A 20,115-nucleotide genomic window follows, 5' to 3' on the forward strand; every position below is an offset into this window, starting at 1 on the left:
TCATGGTGACAAGAGGTCCGTCAATGCGTGGTGAAGAAGTAAGGATAAAAAAGCAGAGCGCGGCCCAGAATAGAGTCAGGATAATGCATTGAGTATTATTGAGCGGCTTTTTCATGGTATTGGTTCGTTATATTAAAGGTATATATAGGGGATCTCACGAAATCCCCTATATATATTTGGTAAAGGTCATTGCTTGTTCTGGATTTTTTTAGCAACAATTGCATCTATACAGGCGATAGCTGTAATATTGACGATGTCACGGACAGAACTTTCAATATCGGTGAAATGGATCGGTTTGTTCAGTCCCATCTGGATCGGGCCTATCACTTCTGTTTCACTCATGCTCTGTATCAGTTGGTAAGTGGCATTGGCTGAGCTTAAATTCGGGAATACCAGTGTATTGACTTCTTTTCCTTTTAAACGGGTAAAAGGATACTTTTCGTCACGCAGCTCATTATTCAAGGCAAATTTGACTTGCATTTCTCCGTCGATAGCCAAATCCGGGTATTCGCGGTGCATATAATTGATTGCTTCATGGACTTTAGCTGGGCTTCCTTCTGTGTCTGATCCGAAATTGGAGTAGGAAAGCATAGCCATTACCGGTTCCTGATTGAAGAACCGTACTGCTTTCATTGTAAGTTTGGCGATATCAATCAGGGTATCTGTGTCCGGATGGCGGTTAATCAATGTATCGGCAATGAAGTAAGTTCCCTTTTTAGAGTTCAGAATATGCATCGTACCGAAATGGTTATATTCAGGCTGGATACCGATCACTTCTTTCGCGACTTTGATTGTATTTGAGTATTTGGTATACAAACCGGTTACAAAAGCGTCTGCATCTCCTGTCTCGACCATCATCATACCGAAATAGTTTCTTTCGAACATCTTGTCATTGGCCTCCTGGAAATTAGCTCCTTCACGTGCACGTTTTTCACTTAAAATGCGTGCATAACGTTCTCGGCGTTCAGCTTCACGGTCGTGGCGGAGGTTGACGATTTCAATACCTTCAAGATTGAGGTCCAGTTCTTTGGCGAGCTTGGCTATACGTTCTTCGTTCCCCAATAGGATTGGGTTACATATACCTTCGGCTTTTGCTTCTACAGCTGCTTTCAGCATATTGGGGTGGATTCCTTCAGCAAAGACTACACGTTGAGGACAACTGCGTGCTGTGTCATATAGCTGACGTGTAAGTTTGTTTTCCTGTCCCATCAGTTCACGCAAATGATTCTTGTATTCGTTCCAATCGGTAATCTGTTTGCGTGCCACTCCCGAATCCATCGCAGCTTTGGCGACCGCCATGGAAACTTCTGTGATTAAGCGGGGATCTACAGGTTTCGGTATAAAGTATTCGGGGCCAAATGTAAAGTTATTTACGTGGTAAGCGTTATTGACCACATCCGGTACAGGCTTTTTGGCAAGTTCTGCAATTGCACGTACTGCAGCCAGTTTCATTTCTTCATTGATGGCTGTAGAACGGGTGTCCAAGGCACCACGGAAGATGTACGGGAACCCGATTACGTTATTGATCTGGTTCGGATAGTCTGAACGTCCGGTCGCCATCAGGACATCCGGTCGGGAAGCCATTGCATCTTCGTATGAAATCTCAGGAGTCGGATTAGCCAGTGCAAAGACGATTGGATGGCTGGCCATGCTGCGGATCATATCCTGTGACAGGACATTTCCTCGTGACAGGCCCAAGAATACATCTGCGCCTTTTATCGCTTCAGCCAAGGTGTGGATATCAGTACGGTCTGTAGCAAAAAATTTCTTTTGTTCATTCAAGTCTGTACGGGTTTTGGAAATGACTCCTTTGCTGTCCAGCATGACGATGTTTTCCAGACGCGCCCCTAATGAAATATATAGTTTTGTACAGGATACGGCAGAAGCTCCGGCTCCATTCACAACAATTTTGACATCTTCGATCTTCTTTCCGGCAACTTCCAGTGCATTTAACAGGCCAGCGCTGGAAATGATGGCGGTGCCATGTTGGTCATCGTGCATAACGGGGATATCGAGTTCCTCTTTTAAACGACGTTCGATTTCAAAACATTCTGGAGCTTTGATATCTTCCAGATTGATTCCTCCGAAGGTAGGAGCGATAGCTTTTACAGCTTCGACAAATTTGCTGGGGTCTTTTTCATTTACTTCAATATCGAAGACATCGATACCGGCATAGATTTTAAATAACAAACCTTTACCTTCCATCACAGGTTTGCCACTCATGGCTCCAATATCTCCAAGTCCCAATACGGCTGTACCATTTGAAATGACAGCTACAAGATTGCCTTTAGCGGTATAGTCATATGCTGTGTCCGGATTTTTCTGAATTTCCAGGCATGGCTCGGCAACGCCCGGTGAATAAGCCAACGATAAATCGGTTTGGGTCTGATAAGGTTTGGTGGGAACCACTTCAATTTTTCCCGGTTTGCCTTGCGAATGATAAAGCAAGGCCGCTTCTTTTGTTATTTTAGCCATGGTATTATTGTTTTAGATAATTCTATAATTTGTTAATGTGCACAAATGTAGAAATAAAATAATAAATCGGATATTTTTTTATAAAAAAAACGATAAATCCGTGGCTTCATACATGACACTCTTGAAATTTGTCAGGAATTATAGATATTACGGTCAATCTTTAATATTATGTCGATATTTAAGGTTATACTTAGTTAAAAGGTAGTGTTTTATAGCACATTTTCTTTATATTTGTAGCCTGAAAACTGGAAAACTTTAAAAAGTTTTCTGGGAAGAACTCTAAAAACAGAAATATTAATTTAATGACATGAATATGAGAGTAAAAAGAAACAGAAAATTATCTTCAGGTCGAATAGCCTTTTATGCATTGGGTCTTTCGATGTTGACTGCTTGCGGGGGAGGTCAAAGTGGTGCGAAGATGGGTGATGATCAGTTTGCTGTAGAAACTGTGAAGATGACATCCAGTAATCAGAGTGAACAGTATCCGGCAACAATCAAAGGTTTGCAGGATATTGAAGTCCGTCCTCAGGTTTCAGGACTTATTGTGAAACTGTGTGTAGATGAAGGTGCCACCGTGAGGAAAGGACAAGCATTGTTTCAAATTGATCCTACTCAATATAAGGCTGCGTACGACCAGGCTGTTGCTTCTGTTAAATCGGCAAAGGCCAATCTGGAAACACTTTCTGCTACCGAAAAAAATAAGAAGATGCTGCATGAACAGCAAATTATTAGTGATTTCGAATATCAGACTGCTGTAAACAATCTGCTTACGGCAAAAGCCAGCCTGGCACAGGCTGAGGCTGCATATTCAGCTGCCAAACAGAATCTTGGATTCTGTACGGTAACCAGTCCGTCGGATGGAGTTATCGGTACTTTCCCTTACCGTATTGGAGCCTTGGTTAGTCCGTCGATTACGGAGCCGCTGACTACGGTGTCAGAGATTGGCGATATGTATGTATATTTCTCTATGACAGAAAAACAATTGTTGGAATTGACACGGGCCGGAGGTACATTGAAGGAACAATTGGAAAAGATGCCGGCTGTTAAATTGCAACTGGCTGATGGAACCATGTATGCAGAAGAAGGTAAGATAGACGCTGTCAGTGGAGTCATTGACCAGACTACAGGTTCTGTCAGCATGCGTGCCGTGTTCCCGAACAAACAGAATGTTTTGCGTAGCGGCGGTATGGCAAATGTTGTGTTCCCTTATACGATGAACAATGTTATATTGATACCGCAATCAGCTACACAGGAAATCCAGGATAAGAAGTTCGTTTATGTCCTTCAGCCGGACAGTACATTGAAACATACAGAAGTTGAAGTCTCCAATTTGAATGACGGTAAGAACTACATTGTTACCGGTGGATTAAAAGAAGGAGATAAGATTGTGGTAGAGGGTGTTCAGACCTTACAGGACGGCCAGAAGATTACTCCTATTACTGTTGCACAGAAGGAAGCAAAATTCCAGAAGGCTCTTCAGGATCAGCGTGACGGAAATATCCAGACAGCTTTCAATTGATGTCGTGTGAGGTTACAATAATTTCGTATAATATATTATTCAAGTAATAGAATGAAGCTAGATAAATTTATTAACCGTCCGGTGCTGTCAACGGTAATTTCTATCTTGATAGTAATCCTGGGTGTAATCGGTTTGGCTACACTGCCGGTTACACAATATCCGGACATTGCCCCTCCTACCGTATCGGTGAGAGCTACCTATACGGGTGCCAATGCACAGACTGTATTGAATTCTGTGATTGCACCTTTGGAGGACCAGATCAATGGTGTAGAAAACATGATGTATATCCAGTCTAGTGCATCTAATAATGGTTCTGCGGATATCAGTGTTTATTTTAATCAAGGAACCGATCCGGATATGGCTGCGGTCAATGTACAAAATCGTGTTTCTATGGCGCAAGGTCTGTTGCCGGCAGAAGTAACTAAAGTCGGTGTGACTACCCAGAAACGTCAGAACTCTATGTTGCTGATTTTCTCATTGTATGATGCGGAAGACAAATATAACATTGAATTTATTGAAAACTACGCCAAAATTAACTTGATTCCGGAAGTTCAGCGTGTAAAAGGTGTGGGTGATGCCAATGTGATGGGGCAGGACTATTCTATGCGTATTTGGCTGAAACCGGATATTATGGCGCAGTATAAATTGGTGCCGTCGGATGTTTCCAATGCTTTGGCTGAACAGAATATTGAAGCGGCTCCGGGACAGTTCGGTGAACGTGGAAACCAGACATTCCAGTACACCATCCGTTACAAAGGACGTCTGCAGCAGACTGAAGAATTTGAGAATATTGTTATCAAGGCTTTGCCTGATGGGGAAGTGCTCCGTTTGGGAGATGTTGCCCGAATTGAGCTGGGACGTTTGGCGTATACCTTTAATAATACTGTAAACGGTCATAAGGCTGTAACCTGTATCGTCTTCCAGATGGCAGGAACCAACGCCACGGAAACCATCAACAACCTGTTGGATGTAATCAGTAAGGCGGAAGAAAGTTTGCCTGCCGGTTTGAAGATTAACGTGGCACAAAATGCCAACGACTTCTTGTATGCGTCTATCCACGAAGTTATCAAGACTTTGATTGAGGCATTTATCCTGGTGTTCATTGTAGTGTATATCTTCTTGCAGGATATGCGTTCTACGTTGATTCCGGCTATTGCCATTCCGGTAGCCTTGATTGCAACGTTCTTCGTGTTGAAACTGATTGGATTTAGTGTGAACCTGCTGACACTTTCGGCGATGGTGTTGGCCATTGCGATTGTGGTCGATGATGCCATTGTGGTGGTGGAAGGTGTCCATGCAAAACTGGATCAGGGATATAAATCTTCCCGTGAAGCTTCTATCGATGCCATGAGTGAACTGGGTGGTGCATTGGTTTCCATTACATTGGTCATGATGTCCGTGTTTATCCCGGTAAGTTTCATGGGTGGTACGGCCGGTACATTCTACCGTCAGTTCGGTATTACCATGGCCATTTCTATCGCCTTCTCTGCGTTGAACGCTTTGACGTTGTCACCGGCCTTGTGTGCTCTCTTCCTGAAACCGCATGATTCAGAGCATAAGCCGAAGAAGATGAGTGTGATTGACCGTTTCCATACTTCCTTCAATGCTGCTTACGATTCTTTGTTGAAGAGTTATAAGAAACGTGTGGTATTTTTTATTCATAAGAAATGGCTGTCAATGGGACTGGTAGTTGCTTCCATTGTCCTGTTGGTATTCTTTATGAAGATTACTCCGACAGGTATGGTTCCGAACGAGGATACCGGTACTATTATGGGTGCTGTGACTTTGCCTCCTGGTACTTCACAGGAACGTGCCATGGAAGTTTTAACTCAGGTAGATAGTCTTGTGGCTGCCGAACCTGCAGTCCAGTCACGTACCATTATATCTGGTTACAGCTTTATCGGTGGTCAGGGACCTTCTTACGGTTCTGTCATCATCAAGCTGAAAGACTGGGAAGAACGTTCATTGATGCAGAACTCAGACGTGATTTATGCGACTTTGTTTATGCGTGCGCAGAAAGTTATCAAAGATGCACAGGTATTGTTCTTCGCTCCTCCGATGATTCCGGGTTACTCTGTATCAAGTGATATCGAGTTGAATATGCAGGATAAAACCGGTGGTAGCTTGGATCACTTCTTCGAGGTCGTGAACAATTATACTGCCGCTTTGGAAGCACGGCCGGAAATCAACTCTGCGAAGACCACCTTCAACCCGAGCTTCCCGCAATATCAGTTGGATATTGATGCAGCAGCTTGTAAGAAAGCCGGTATCAGTCCGAGCGACATCCTTTCTACGATGCAGGGATACTTCGGTGGTCTGTATGCATCCAACTTCAACCGTTTCGGTAAGATGTACCGTGTAATGATTCAGGCCGAACCGGATGCTACCAAGAATATGGAATCTTTGAATGGTGTGAAAGTACGGGGCAGCAACGGAGAAATGGCGCCTATCACACAGTTCGTAAGCTTGAAGAAAGTATATGGTCCGGATATCATCAGCCGTTTCAACCTGTACACTTCTATGAAGGTGATGGTGGCTCCGGCTTCCGGATATACATCAGGTCAGGCGCTGCAAGCCATTGCGGAAGTAGCCAAGGAAAACCTGCCGACCGGATTTGGTTATGAACTGGGGGGTATGGCACGTGAAGAGGCTTCTTCAAGTGGCAGTACGACGGGTATCATCTTTGTGCTCTGTTTTGTATTCGTATACTTGTTGCTGAGTGCCCAGTACGAAAGTTACATTCTTCCGCTGGCCGTATTGCTTTCCGTACCGTTCGGTTTGATGGGTAGCTTTATTTTTGTCAACGGATTCAGTGCGTTGGGTAGTATTCCGGCATTGAGAATGATAGTCGGTTCCATGTCAAACGATATCTATATGCAGATTGCCTTGATCATGTTGATGGGTCTGTTGGCAAAGAACGCCATTCTGATTGTAGAGTTTGCTCTTGACCGTCGTAAACAGGGTATGAGTATATCGTGGGCTGCCGTGTTGGGTGCCGCCGCTCGTTTACGACCTATTTTGATGACTTCTTTGGCGATGATTGTCGGTTTGCTCCCGTTGATGTTTGCTTTTGGTGTAGGTGCTCATGGTAACCGTACATTGGGATCTTCAGCTATCGGTGGTATGTTGATCGGTATGATTTTGCAGATATTCATTGTCCCGGTATTGTTTGTAATCTTCCAGTGGTTACAGGAGAAGGTTAAGCCGATGGAATGGAATAGCTTGGATGAAAGTGAAGTGGAATCAGAGATTGAACAGTATTCTCCAACTAAAAATTGATTAGACGAACATGAAGAAACAGATTATAGGAATGATGTGTCTGACTGCTTTAATGAGCAGTTGCCACATTTATAAATCATATGATCGTCCGGAATCGATAGATGCTTCAGGCATCTATCGTGATCCGGCATCGGCAACAGATACGTTGGCTGCTGACACGACCAATATGGGAAATTTGCCATGGAAAGAAATTTTCCGTGATTCGAAATTGCAGGCACTGATTGAAGAAGGGTTGGCTAATAACGTAGATATGCAGGCTGCGGCTCTTCGCGTGCAGGAGGCAAAAGTAATGTTAACTGCTGCGAAGTTGTCTTATTTGCCTTCTATAAACTTTACACCTCAGGGAACACTTAGCAGCTTTGATAAGTCGAAACCTTCGCAGACTTATCAGTTGCCGGTCTCTGCAAGTTGGGAAATAGATTTGTTTGGAAAAATTTTGAATGCTAAACGTGGTCAGAAAGTGGCTTATGAGCAAAGTAAGTATTCAGAACAGGCTGTTCGCTCACAGATTATTTGTGGCATCGCCAATACTTATTATTCTTTATTGATGCTCGATCGCCAGGTAGAAATAACTACAGAAACAGCTGCTATCTACAAGGAAAATGTTCGGGTGATGGAAGCCATGAAGATTGCCGGTATGACTACAGAAGCAGCTGTTGCTCAGATGCGTGCAGCTAGCCATCAGGTTGAGGCATCTCTGATGGATTTGAAACGTCAGGTACGCGAAACGGAAAATTCGTTGGCTGTATTGCTGGCAAGAACTCCGCAGACTATTGACCGTAACACTCTTGATGAACAGGTAATGCCGGAAGAGTTGGCTGCCGGTGTTCCGATGCAGTTGCTTGAGAATCGTCCGGATGTGAAGATGGCTGAAATGACCTTGGCTGCGGCATATTATACCACTAATTCGGCACGTGCCGCTTTCTATCCGGGACTGAATATCACCGGGACAGCTGGATGGACTAACAGTGCAGGTATGGCTGTATTGAATCCGGGAAAACTGATTCTGAATGCAGTGGCTTCACTGGCTCAGCCTATCTTCAACAACGGTAAGCTGATTGCCAACTTGAAGGTTTCAAAAGCAGAAGAAAAGATCGCCCAAATGAATTACCAGCAGACCATTCTGGAAGCCGGTAAGGAAGTCAGTGACGCCTTGTATCTGTTCGATACCCAGAACAAGAAACTCATAGAAGACCGTGGCCAGGTTGAACAGTTGGATAAGGCTGTTACTTATACCAAGGCCTTGTTCCAGAGTGGTGATGCCACTTATCTGGAGATTTTGACAGCACAGCAGAATCTGTTGAGTGCCCAGTTAAGTGAAGTCTCCGATAACTTCCAGCGTATGCAGGCTGTCATTAACCTGTATAGTGCTTTGGGAGGTGGTAGAGAATGATTAACCTTAATAATATATAACTATGATTAGTCCATTGGCTTATGTGGATCCATCTGCGAAGATCGGATCCAATGTAACGGTTCATCCGTTTGCCTACATAGACAAGAATGTCGAGATAGGCGATAATAATGTGATCATGCCCTATGCAAGTGTTATGAGTGGGGCGCGCATTGGAAATGGTAATACGATTTATCAGGGTGCGGTAATCGCAGCCGTACCTCAGGATTTCGCTTATACGGGTGAAGATACTATTGCCCGTATTGGTGATGATAACGTGATCCGTGAAAATGTGGTGATTATCCGTGGTACTCATGCAGGTCATGAAACAAAGGTGGGTAACGGTAATTTTATTATGACGGGAGCCCGCCTGTCACACGATGTAGAAGTGGGTAACCATTGTATTATCGGAAACGGCTCACAGGTATCTGGGAACTGTCAGATTTTTGACTGTGCAATTTTGACATCCAATGTATTGATGCAGGGTAATACCCGTTTGGGAAGTTACTCGCTTGTACAAGGGGGATGCCGGTTTGTCAAGGATATACCACCGTTTATTGTGGCAGCTCATGAACCTATAACCTTTTACAGTATCAATACAAAAGTGTTGGAAAATTCTGGTTATTCGGAAACGTTGATAAAGCATATAGCCCAAGCTTACCGTATATTGTATAAGGTAAATACTTCACAGGAGGATGCTTTGCTGCGTATCAGAGAGCAGATACCTATGAGTCCGGAGATTCAGAATATCCTGGATTTCGTGGAGTCTTCTAAATTGGGTATTATCCAGCACAAGTAGATAGAATTGTGAAGAGAACGAAGTACAATAAGAATGAATTGCGGTCGAAAATTATCGATAAGGCCTCTTTGGCTTTTGCTAAAGAGGGAATCCGTAATGTTCATATGGATAGCATAGCCACTTCGTTAGGAATATCTAAACGAACTGTATATGAGTTGTTTAAAGATAAGGAATGTCTTTTGCTTGAAGTACTTCGTCTCCATCATAAGGAAATGAATGACTATATGACAGAAGTAACTTCCAAGGCGGATAACGTCTTGGAAGCTATTTTTATTTTCTATAAGCGCCGTTCGCGTGAGTTGTGCGATTTGAATCCTCTTTTTTTACGTGATCTCAGGCGTTATCCCAAGGTCGTTGAATTTATTCATGCAACCCAACGTACTGAGAATGCAGTGGCATCACAATATTTCAGATTAGGAGTGAAACAGGGCATTTTTCGGGATGATATTAATTTTGAGATTATAAACCAGGCCATGAGTATGTTATTCGATATGGTGGTTTATTCTGACATTACGGAGCAATATCCGCTTCATGATATATTTAAGGAAGCTATCTTTTTACATATGCGTGGAATATCCACTCCTAAGGGAATGATGATGGTAGACTCTTTTTTGGATTCTGTTAAAGAAAACCACGACCTTTAATACATAGATACTTAAAAATCACCTATCTTTGCAGCCGTTTTAGTGAATGATGATGAAGAATAAGGTAGCTGCAACATTTATATTGACATTCTTGGTAACAGCCGGTCTGATAGCACTTTATTTCTTTCCTCCGGTCAAGCTGGGCAAGGATTCTCTCCGTAAGGTAGATATTCTGGCTGATATGCGACCGGAAATAATAGAAGTGCCCGATTCGGATACGGTCGTTAGTCTGGTGCCTGTAAAACCTGTTTTTATAGATTCCTGTAAGACGGGTATGGTCTGTATTGAGGATTATTCTGATTCAACCGGGCGGGGCATGGATCATTTTTATAAGGCTTTGTCGGATTTGGAAATTCTTGATAGACCTGTGCGTATTGCCTATTTTGGCGACTCCTTTATAGAAGGAGATATCTTTACCGGCGATTTGCGTAAGATGCTGCAACAGAAATTCGGCGGATGTGGAGTAGGTTATGTTCCTATGGCTTCTAATGTGGCAGGTTTCCGTACAACGGTAAAACATACTTTTGGCGGATGGGGAAGCCATTGTGTTACAGATACATCTTATTTTGACCGTTCCCGTCAGGATATATCCAATCATTATTTTGTTCCCCGTCGGGGGGCTTACCTGTCTTTAAAAGCTGTGTCCGGCGACAGTTGCCAGTCGTCTACCGTTTATTTCCAATCTACCGATTCGGTATTTCTCTCTGCCTATATAAACGCTAGTCAGGAACCTTTTCAGTTTCCATTAAAAGGTGATTCTTTGTTGCAGAGTGTTACTGTTCATGGAAGTATCAGAGAAATACGTTGGCAGGTAGACAGGACTGACTCCGTTTCTACTTTCTATGCTGCGACGATGGATCCTGTACAAGGCATAATTGTAGATAATTTCAGTACACGTGGTAGTAGTGGCATTCAGTTGAAAGGTATTCCGATGTCTGTCTTGCGCTCTTATAACCGGATGCGTCCTTATGACCTGATTGTTTTACAGTATGGTCTGAACGTAGCTTCTGATGAGGTTACCAATTATTCATATTATAAGGAAACGATGAATACAGTTGTCCGGCGTCTGAAAACGGCTTTTCCGAATACTTCCATATTGATAGTAGGAGTAGGCGATCGTGATGAAAAGACAGAGACGGGTGAATTGCGTACTATGAGAGGGGTGAAAAATCTTATTCGTTATCAGCAGGCACTGGCAGCGGAAAGCCATGTCGCTTTCTGGAATCTTTTTGATGCCATGGGGGGTGAAGGCAGTATGGCCGAAATGGTACACAGTAAGCCGTCTATGGCCAATTATGATTACACTCACATCAATTCCCGTGGTGGAAGGCATCTGGCGAAGATATTATACGATGTGTTATTGTATGGTAAAGAGCAATATGAAAAGAGAAAAGCCTATGAGAAGGATTGAGGTCGGTATGACAGGCATGTTTCAGCGGGTGCTTGGACTTTTGATATTGGCATATATGTTGGGGGCCGGAATTGGTGCCAATGCCCAGGATGTCATACCGGAAACTTCCATACCCGACCAACATTCTGTTCCTGCATATGGTAGTAATGAAATAAAACATCTCATGAAATTCATTCCGGTAGAACATTGCATGCCTCCGGAATTCCGCGAGACGGGAGAGAATGTCATTACGGATCCTACAGGTTCCCTGAATCCCTTCTGGGCCAAGCTGAGCGTTTTGGATCGTCCGCTACGCATTGTACATATCGGTGATTCTCATGTACGCGGACATGTGTTTCCTTATATCATGCGCTTGTGTCTGGAGGATGATTTTGGAGGTGATGCTGTTGAGCATATCCCGGTAACGTATAATTCGTCCGGTATAGCCGATGAGACAGGCGAGAATGGTATTATTTATGATATTGTCGGGGTAAACGGTGCAACTTGCAGCTCTTATTCCACCCCCGAACGTTTGCGGGAAATTTCAAATTTGCGCCCCGATCTGATTATTGTTTCTTTTGGTACCAATGAAGCTCATGCCCGTAATTATACTCCTTGGGAGCATACGGCTGCCATGAATCACCTGATAAAATCCTTGAAGTCTGATTGTCCTGAAGCTGCATTTTTACTGACCACTCCTCCGGGAGCTTATGTAAGGATGGGCAGGCGTGGACGGATCATTAATCCCCGTACAGCATTGGTGGTAAATAACGAACTGGAATTTGCGCGCGATAATGATTTGGCTGTGTGGGACATGTATAATATTGTGGGAGGGAAAAGAAGAGCCTGTCTGAACTGGAATAGCGGACATTATTTTCAACGTGATAAAATTCATTTTACGCACGAAGGTTATAAAGTGCAGGGGTTATTGTTTCATGAAGCGTTTATAAAAGCATATAATCAGTATGTGGGAGATAGAATGGAGTAAACTGACGGAGATTTTGAGTTATGATCCGAAACAGCCGATGATTTTCAGCAGCGGATTGTTCCTGTTCCTGTTTTTAGGATTCAGCTTTATTTATATGCTTTTACAGAAGCGTACAACAGCCCGTCTGCTGTTTGTGTCTGCTTTTTCATATTATTTCTATTATAAAAGCAGTGGGTTCTATTTCTTTTTATTGGGTATTGTTACTGTGTGTGACTTTTTTCTTGCTAGACGTATGGTCTGTACAGAAACTCCTTGGAAAAGGAAGGCCTTGGTTGTGGCAAGTCTTTGTGTCAATCTAGGTCTGCTATGTTATTTCAAGTATACCAATTTCTTTTATGAGATGTTGGCTCCTTTGTGGAACGGTAAGTTTGAACCTTTGGATATTTTCCTTCCTGTAGGAATTTCCTTTTTTACATTCCAGTCGCTCAGTTATACCCTTGATGTTTATAGACGTGACCTGAAGCCTTTGGATAATCTGCTGGATTATGTCTTTTATGTATCGTTCTTTCCGCAGTTGGTGGCAGGACCTATTGTACGTGCCCGTGATTTTATTCCTCAGATTCGTCAGCCGCTGTTCGTATCAAACGAGATGTTTGGGCAAGGAGTATTTTTCATCATAAGCGGTCTGTTCAAGAAGGCAGTCATTTCTGATTATATCAGTATAAATTTTGTTGAAAGGATTTTCGATAATCCTGGCCTGTATTCAGGTCTGGAGAATCTTTTCGGCATATATGGCTATGCATTACAGATTTATTGTGACTTTTCGGGATACAGTGATATGGCAATAGGTCTTGCTCTTTTGCTGGGATTTCGTTTTCCGATTAATTTCAATTCACCCTATAAGGCCGATAGTGTAACCGATTTCTGGCACCGTTGGCATATTTCACTGTCAACGTGGCTGAGAGACTATCTGTATATATCTTTGGGAGGTAATCGCAAAGGTAAGATACGTACTTATATAAATTTGATATTGACAATGCTTTTAGGAGGATTGTGGCATGGAGCTTCCTGGAATTTTATAGTGTGGGGAGGTCTGCATGGAGTAGCATTGGCTATCCATAAATTTATTCGTAGCCTGTTGCACCGTCCTAAGACCTATCGCAGTACGGGCATCCGTAAGTTTTTTGCTGTCATACTGACTTTCCATTTTGTATGTTTCTGTTGGGTATTTTTCCGTAACAGTACATTTGAATCGTCTGTAACCATGCTTCGTCAGGTCTTTACCGATTTCCATCCGGAACTGTTTACTCAGTTGCTGACTGGCTATTGGAAGGTATTTGTGCTAATGGGGATAGGCTTTATTCTGCATTGGTGCCCAGATAAATGGCAGAATGCATGTTGCCGTGGCGTTGTCAAGACACCTTTAATCGGTCAGGCTCTGATATTGGTTGCACTAATATTTCTTGTTATTCAAGTTAAAAGCAGCGATATACAGCCGTTTATCTATTTTCAGTTTTGACGTTTTAGATGAGGAGAGTAAGCCGGCAGGTTTGGTGAATTGAGCTGCCGGTTTGTTGTAATAGCTGTAACGGTATCAGAACAGCCTTTTGATCCATTTGAGTTTCTTTTCCGAGTAAGGAGGATATTTGATGTTGGGTTCTCCATAATTGCTCTTGTCCAGTATTGATTTCTGATGGGAAAACGTCAGGAATCCGGCTTTTCCATGATAATTGCCCATACCAGAATTCCCTACACCTCCAAAAGGAAGTTCATGGCCGGTAAGATGCATAATTGTATCGTTGATACAGCCTCCGCCGAATGATACAGTGTTCAGAAACTTTTCTTTTTCGTTCCGGTCTGTAGAGAATAAATAGGCGGCCAATGGTTTCTCTCTGAAGATGATTTGCTGGAGAGTTTCTTCAAAATCAGTGTATGACAATACCGGTAGTATCGGCCCGAATATCTCTTCCTGCATGATAGGGTCATTCCAGTTTACATTATCCATGACTGTAGGTTCAATGTAAAGCGTCTGTTCATTGTAGCTTCCTCCATAAATTGTCTTCGTTTTATCTATCAGACGTATAATCCGGTCAAAGTTTCTTTTATTGATGATGCTTACATAATGTTCCGCTCCATCCGAATAAGAGGACAGTGTCAGTCTCTGTTTGATAAGCTCCAATAGCCTAGGTTTTATCGAATCTTCTACCAGCAGATAGTCCGGTGCGACGCAGGTTTGTCCGGCATTCAGGTATTTCCCCCAGACTATCCGTTTGGCGGCAATCTTCAGGTTGGCTTTAGAGGTGACGATTACCGGTGATTTTCCTCCTAACTCCAATGTTACCGGGGTCAGGTTTCGTGCAGCCGCTTCATAGACTATTTTACCCACACGGGGGCTTCCGGTAAAGAATATCTTGTCGTATGGAAGCTCTAATATGGCAGTAGTTTCAGAGACTCCTCCTTCTATTACATGCAGATATTCTGAAGGAAAATTAGTGTTAATGAGCCGGGCCATGACATGCATTGTGTTTGCAGGGAGTTCACTAGGCTTTATCATGCATGTATTTCCTGCCGCTATGGCACTGATTGCAGGAATCAAGGTAAGTGAGTACGGATAGTTCCATGCCCCTATAATGAGTGTACATCCCAAGGGCTCATAATAGATGCGACTTTTAGCCGGAAGTAGCGGAAGTCCGGTCTTTACTTTTTTAGGCTTATTTAATTGGTCTAGATTTTTGAGGAAATAGTTTATCTCCGCATAGATCAGGTTCAATTCGTTTGTATAGACATCAAAAGCTGATTTCCTGAAATCTTTATATATTGCTTCCAGCAACAGATTCTCGTTTGATTTTAAAAGATCTCTTAGTTTCGACAGATTTTCTTTTCTGAAAGGAATCTCTTTTGTCTTTTGGCTGAAGAAGAAATCTTTTTGTGATTGGAAAATTTGTTCGTAATTCATATAGGTACAATTGTTGAATAATTGGTAAAGATATATTAAAGAGATCAATATGCAATTCATTGTACCGTAACATTAAGATAAAAAAACACCCCGGCAATATAGCCGAGGTGTTTTTCTTTGAGCCAATACAATTATATAGAACTGGTATATATTGGCAGATATTGCTATCTTTTTTAATTTCTCTGTGGTAAGGTTGATGACCAGTTCTCATTCTGGGTTACACCATATCCTGCATTGATTTCTGCATTTGGAATAGGGAATACCAAATTAGAAATCTTATAATTTGTATAGGCAAATGAGATACTCGGAGCTTGTGTAGCATCTACTTCGGCCATTTCATCCCAACGGCGCAGGTCGTATAGACGTAATCCTTCCTGGAACAATTCACGTGCACGCTCATCTTTAATGAAAGACATCAGTTCTTCCTTCGTAGAAGGCAGATCACTGACAGATGTAATATCTGCATTACGTTTGGCGACAGTCAACAATGCATTTTGTGCATTATTGATACTTCCATTTGAGCTGTGCAGATTTGCTTCTGCCATGATGAGGTACATTTCAGGTGCGTTGACAATATAATTTGTCGCATAGGCAGGGTTACCCGAAGAGAAATGAGAGAATTTACCTCCTTTGAATATAGGAACTTCCGGAGTAGATTCATCATCCCATTCAAAAATGCTTGTACGGCAATCGTTTTCACCATATAAAGACTGAAGTTTCGGACTCGGGCTATAATTATAGCTGCTCCATAAGGTACCACAAGAATTAGCAGACCAGTTCTGGCTGGCTGTAATAGCTAGGGCAAACATACTTTCAGTATTGGATGTCTCACTGTTATATAGAGCTTTATAGTTTGCATTGCCATATGTCAGAGTTGAAATATTGGCAGCATCAAGTGCTTTTTGTGCATCTTGTATAGCTTCATCCCAATTTTCCATATATAAGTTTGTACGTGCTAACAAGCCATATACGGCAGCTTTACTGAAATATTGTAGCTGGCCTCTGTCACCACCGGCAGCATCGAAGTGGTTAATAGCATTGTTGAAATCGGACAATATTGCTTCATAACTTTGCCCTATAGTAGAACGCGATACTTTTTCGAATGCAGGTATAGGTGTATTAATTACCACGATACCAGGTTCCGATGAAAAGTCTGTGCCATTTACTTTTATTTGATGGCAGAATATATTTGTCAACATCAGCTGGGCATAACCACGTAATGAATATGCTTCAGCCATATATAAGTCAAGTTCCGCCTTTTCTTCCGGTGTCGCATTTTCATATATAGCTGGAACAGCCTCTATTATACGGGCTGCGTTATCAGCAACTTTATATCCATATTCCCATATGGATTTTAAATAAGTATCTGTATCTACAACGGTAAACGTATAGATATCGTCAAAATGTCCGGTTTTACCATTCCAGTAGCTGATATCTGTCGGGATATCTCCTATACTGATGGCATAATTACCAGCAAAGTTATAATAGTACAGATTATAATACGTTCCATTCAGTGCGGTTGAAATTTTTGAAACCGAAGTTAAAGCATCTTCCGTATCAATGCCTGAATAATAATCGGTTTCCAGGAAAGTATCACCGCAACTTGTCATGCCAGCTCCCAGAGCTATCAGCATAAATGCTTTTAATATATGTTTTTTCATATTATACAATTTCTTTTAAGTTGCTAATAGTTAGAAAGTAAGTTGGATACCTCCGATAAAAGTACGGGTAGCAGGATATTGCCATGCTATGACACCGTTTGCTGATGTTTCCGGGTTGTAACCTACGAAATCACTTGCGGTGAATGTGTAAAGGTTATCTACAGAAATGTATGCCCGGAGTCTCTGTATCAGGACCTTTTCTGTCCATTTTTTCGGAAGAGTATATCCAAGTGTCAGGTTACTTATACGTAAATAGTTTCCGCTATATAAGAAACGTGATGAAGTGGATGTTGCATTATACGGGTCTGAATAGATGTATTGAGGATATTTGGCATCCTTATTCTCTTCTGTCCATGAGTTGAGTGCAACGTCTTTCAACGGAGTTCTGAATGCCATTCCGAATCCGGTGAAGGCTGCTCCTGAATCAAATACTTTTCCGCCAAGACGGTAATTGAATGACAATCCGAAATCAATGTCTTTCCATCTCAGGTTGGTTCCGAATCCGCCTAATACATCCGGGTCGGCGTCTCCCACATAGCGTTTAGCTGCGGCATTGTAATCACTGGTAGTTTCGTCTCCCGTTTCGTTCAGATACCATAATGGTTTTCCTGTTTCACGGTCAACACCGGCATATTCCTTCATTTTGAACTGTGTATAAGGCCGGCCTTCTTCTATAATCTGGTAAGTATATTCTATAGGCTCATCAGTAGACAGCTTCACAACTTCATTTTCATTCCAAGTCAAGTTAGCGTAAGCACTCCATGTCCAGTCTTTAGTCTGAAGGATACTTGCATTAACTGAGAATTCAATACCATGGTTACGGATTTTTCCGATGTTCTGGTAAGTCTCAGTCATACCAGTGGTCATGGACAAAGGTACCTGGAACAATGCATCTGAGGTAATTTCGTTATAAAAGTCGAATGTAAAATGTAGACGGTGCCACAATGAAAGGTCGAATCCAACATCGAATTTTTTGGAAACTTCCCATGTCAGTTCCTGATTTGAAATACTTACAGGAATCATACCCGGCATCTGATTATAGTTGTAACCAGATCCATAGAATCCTCGTGCTGCATACCAGTCTATATCCTGATTACCTACTGTACCGTAAGAAGCACGTAATGTGGCGTTTGTAATTACATTATTTCCAATCAAAAAGTCTTCTCCAGAAATACGCCATTTACCTCCTACTGACCAGAAGTTACCCCAACGGGTATCACTACCGAACACAGAGGAACCATCCCGACGATATGAACCTGAGAGATAATATTTGTCGGCATATGAATAGTGTGCGTCCATAAAGTAAGAAGCCAGGCGAGCTTCCTTTTTGTAATATTCACTTCCCTGATCTGTTCCTGCCGTGGTCAAATCACGCATACCGGAATCAGCGAATGGGAAATCTGACTTGGCATAATATTCATAGTAGTATGATTTTTTTTGCATTTCTTGTCCTAACATCACGCTAACGTCATGTTTGTCGGCAAATTTATGGTTCCAACCGAATACATTATTCCATGTAATTACTGTATTACGTGAGTTGTATTGCTGTCCCAAACCATTATAATCCATAGCTTGTGGATTGTAGAGTGCACTCCAATACTGGTATTGACGTAAATCTGTAAGGTTGACGCCTAAAGTAGTTTTTGCATAGATACCTAATCCGAAATCAACTTGCAGATATGGGTTTAAATTGATAGTCTGCATTTTGTTTTCATTCAGTTCACCGGCATCTTCATCCATCAATGCTACTGGGTTATACATATTTATGTTGTTATAGTTTCCTTCAGAGTCGTATACGGGATCCATTGGAGTCTGGCTGGAAATTGCAGCAGTTAATGGGCTTGACATAGAACCACCTGTAGACAATGAGAATCCATTTTGGGTAGAATAGCTATAAGATGTATTTACACCGATTGTGGCCCATTTAAATTTTGAATCAAGATTCATACGTCCTGAGAATCGTTCCATATCTGATCCGATAATCAGACCGTCAGTGTTCAAATAACCCAAGCTAACATAATAACCAGTATTTCCGCTTCTTCCTTGTGCGCTGAGGTTGTAATCCTGATAATATCCTTTACGGGTGATGGCATCCATCCAGTCTGTACTAGTCTTGCGGTCCCAGCCGAAATAGTTGTCGGCCAGATAATCATAATTTTCCTGCCAGTCACCGCCTTGATATGCAGTTCGACCGTCGGTGAACAATTTCATGGATTCTTCAGCATTAGCGAAATCCATATTGTTGTTCCCCATAGATACGAAACCTTGTTTAACATCCAAATTCAAGTTGAATTTGCCTTCTGAACCTTTCTTTGTTGTGACTACGATTACACCGTTTGCAGCACGTGAACCATAAATGGCTGTAGCAGCAGCATCTTTTAACACAGTAATACTTTCGATATCAGCCGGATTGATTGATGACATAGGATCAACCATGTTATTGTCTTTTGAACTCATTGCATCAGTATCAGAGTTGACAGGCATTCCGTCTATTACGTAAAGAGGCTGTGTACCAGAATTTAAAGAAGCACGTCCACGTATATATACAGATCCCCATACACCAGGCATACTGGTAGAGTTGTTCATCTGTACACCGGGAACTGTTCCTTCTAGCACTTTTACAAAGTTTGCATCGTTCTTTTTAGCGATAGCGTCTTCGCCTACAATAGAAGCTGCACCAGTGAATGAAGCTTTACGTTGTACACCATAACCGGTTACTACAACTTCATCAAGTGCTTGAGCATCTGATTTTAGAACAACCTTAACCATCGATTTTACAGCCACTTCCTGAGTCTGCATACCGATGAAAGATATTACCAAAGTTTTCGCCGAACTTGGTACGTTTGTTAAAGTAAAGTTTCCATCAATATCAGTAACAGTACCAACTGTTGTACCTTTTACCAATACCGATGCACCTACAACAGGTAAACCGTCTTCTTCTGAAGTGACATTACCAGTCACTTTAGAAACCTGAGCGTTTACCAGACCTATACCAATCACTAGCAAGGTCATTAACAGCATCAATTTTCTTTTCATAAGATCTCTCGTCTTAAATTTTACAATAAATAAACTAT

General features: G+C 42.2%; 12 protein-coding genes. 8 read left to right on the forward strand and 4 right to left on the reverse strand.

Features of this window, described 5'->3' with window-relative positions:
- Nucleotides 1-186: 186 nt before the first annotated feature.
- A complete protein-coding gene (locus BQ7489_RS00305) occupies nucleotides 187-2,475 on the reverse strand; it encodes an NADP-dependent malic enzyme (RefSeq protein ID WP_072529563.1) in 2,289 nt (762 codons plus the stop codon).
- 379 nt (nucleotides 2,476-2,854) lie between these two features.
- On the opposite strand from BQ7489_RS00305, the gene BQ7489_RS00310 reads away from it, so the two are divergent.
- From BQ7489_RS00310 to BQ7489_RS00345, 8 genes are read left to right on the forward strand one after another with little or no spacing between them, the layout of a single operon-like run.
- Entirely contained in the window at nucleotides 2,855-3,994 is a 1,140-nt protein-coding gene (locus tag BQ7489_RS00310) for an efflux RND transporter periplasmic adaptor subunit (RefSeq protein ID WP_394334072.1), read from the forward strand.
- A 51-nt stretch (nucleotides 3,995-4,045) separates the two neighbouring features.
- Nucleotides 4,046-7,273 (forward strand): efflux RND transporter permease subunit, encoded by a 3,228-nt coding sequence (locus BQ7489_RS00315; RefSeq protein WP_072529565.1) that lies wholly within the window; start codon nucleotides 4,046-4,048, stop codon nucleotides 7,271-7,273.
- Nucleotides 7,274-7,283: 10 nt separating this feature from the next.
- Nucleotides 7,284-8,666, forward strand: a complete 1,383-nt coding sequence (locus tag BQ7489_RS00320; RefSeq protein ID WP_072529566.1) for an efflux transporter outer membrane subunit — start codon at nucleotides 7,284-7,286, stop codon at nucleotides 8,664-8,666.
- Nucleotides 8,667-8,688: 22 nt separating this feature from the next.
- Nucleotides 8,689-9,462: an acyl-ACP--UDP-N-acetylglucosamine O-acyltransferase gene (lpxA, locus tag BQ7489_RS00325; RefSeq protein WP_072529567.1), complete on the forward strand. Its 774-nt coding sequence runs from the start codon at nucleotides 8,689-8,691 to the stop codon at nucleotides 9,460-9,462.
- 8 nt (nucleotides 9,463-9,470) lie between these two features.
- Entirely contained in the window at nucleotides 9,471-10,106 is a 636-nt protein-coding gene (locus BQ7489_RS00330) for a TetR/AcrR family transcriptional regulator (RefSeq protein ID WP_239496903.1), read from the forward strand.
- A gap of 52 nt (nucleotides 10,107-10,158) precedes the next feature.
- Complete coding sequence (locus BQ7489_RS00335; protein ID WP_072531946.1) at nucleotides 10,159-11,517, forward strand: SGNH/GDSL hydrolase family protein; 1,359 nt, start codon at nucleotides 10,159-10,161, stop codon at nucleotides 11,515-11,517.
- Nucleotides 11,504-12,484, forward strand: coding sequence for a GDSL-type esterase/lipase family protein (locus tag BQ7489_RS00340; RefSeq protein WP_239496904.1), 981 nt, complete (start codon nucleotides 11,504-11,506; stop codon nucleotides 12,482-12,484). The genes BQ7489_RS00335 and BQ7489_RS00340 overlap by 14 nt, the downstream gene beginning before the upstream one ends.
- Nucleotides 12,462-13,943 (forward strand): MBOAT family O-acyltransferase, encoded by a 1,482-nt coding sequence (locus BQ7489_RS00345; RefSeq protein ID WP_072529570.1) that lies wholly within the window; start codon nucleotides 12,462-12,464, stop codon nucleotides 13,941-13,943. Before BQ7489_RS00340 ends, BQ7489_RS00345 begins: the two co-directional genes overlap by 23 nt.
- A 75-nt stretch (nucleotides 13,944-14,018) precedes the next feature.
- Here the strand turns inward: BQ7489_RS00345 and BQ7489_RS00350 are convergent, their stop codons facing one another.
- From BQ7489_RS00350 to BQ7489_RS00360, 3 genes are all read right to left on the reverse strand, one after another.
- Nucleotides 14,019-15,380, reverse strand: coding sequence for an aldehyde dehydrogenase (locus BQ7489_RS00350; RefSeq protein ID WP_072529571.1), 1,362 nt, complete (start codon nucleotides 15,378-15,380; stop codon nucleotides 14,019-14,021).
- Nucleotides 15,381-15,553: 173 nt separating this feature from the next.
- Nucleotides 15,554-17,041, reverse strand: a complete 1,488-nt coding sequence (locus BQ7489_RS00355; RefSeq protein WP_072529572.1) for a RagB/SusD family nutrient uptake outer membrane protein — start codon at nucleotides 17,039-17,041, stop codon at nucleotides 15,554-15,556.
- 30 nt (nucleotides 17,042-17,071) lie between these two features.
- Nucleotides 17,072-20,077, reverse strand: a complete 3,006-nt coding sequence (locus tag BQ7489_RS00360; RefSeq protein ID WP_072529573.1) for a SusC/RagA family TonB-linked outer membrane protein — start codon at nucleotides 20,075-20,077, stop codon at nucleotides 17,072-17,074.
- Nucleotides 20,078-20,115: the final 38 nt, after the last annotated feature.

Source organism: Bacteroides ilei, from assembly GCF_900128495.1.
GTDB lineage: Bacteria > Bacteroidota > Bacteroidia > Bacteroidales > Bacteroidaceae > Phocaeicola > Phocaeicola ilei.

Coding starts and splice junctions, on each gene's coding strand:
- BQ7489_RS00305 (WP_072529563.1), bottom strand. CDS start 2,475: ATGGCTAAAATAACAAAAGAAGCGGCCTTGCTTTATCATTCGCAAGGC.
- BQ7489_RS00310 (WP_394334072.1), top strand. CDS start 2,855: ATGTTGACTGCTTGCGGGGGAGGTCAAAGTGGTGCGAAGATGGGTGAT.
- BQ7489_RS00315 (WP_072529565.1), top strand. CDS start 4,046: ATGAAGCTAGATAAATTTATTAACCGTCCGGTGCTGTCAACGGTAATT.
- BQ7489_RS00320 (WP_072529566.1), top strand. CDS start 7,284: ATGAAGAAACAGATTATAGGAATGATGTGTCTGACTGCTTTAATGAGC.
- lpxA (WP_072529567.1), top strand. CDS start 8,689: ATGATTAGTCCATTGGCTTATGTGGATCCATCTGCGAAGATCGGATCC.
- BQ7489_RS00335 (WP_072531946.1), top strand. CDS start 10,159: ATGAAGAATAAGGTAGCTGCAACATTTATATTGACATTCTTGGTAACA.
- BQ7489_RS00340 (WP_239496904.1), top strand. CDS start 11,504: ATGAGAAGGATTGAGGTCGGTATGACAGGCATGTTTCAGCGGGTGCTT.
- BQ7489_RS00345 (WP_072529570.1), top strand. CDS start 12,462: ATGTGGGAGATAGAATGGAGTAAACTGACGGAGATTTTGAGTTATGAT.
- BQ7489_RS00350 (WP_072529571.1), bottom strand. CDS start 15,380: ATGAATTACGAACAAATTTTCCAATCACAAAAAGATTTCTTCTTCAGC.
- BQ7489_RS00355 (WP_072529572.1), bottom strand. CDS start 17,041: ATGAAAAAACATATATTAAAAGCATTTATGCTGATAGCTCTGGGAGCT.
- BQ7489_RS00360 (WP_072529573.1), bottom strand. CDS start 20,077: ATGAAAAGAAAATTGATGCTGTTAATGACCTTGCTAGTGATTGGTATA.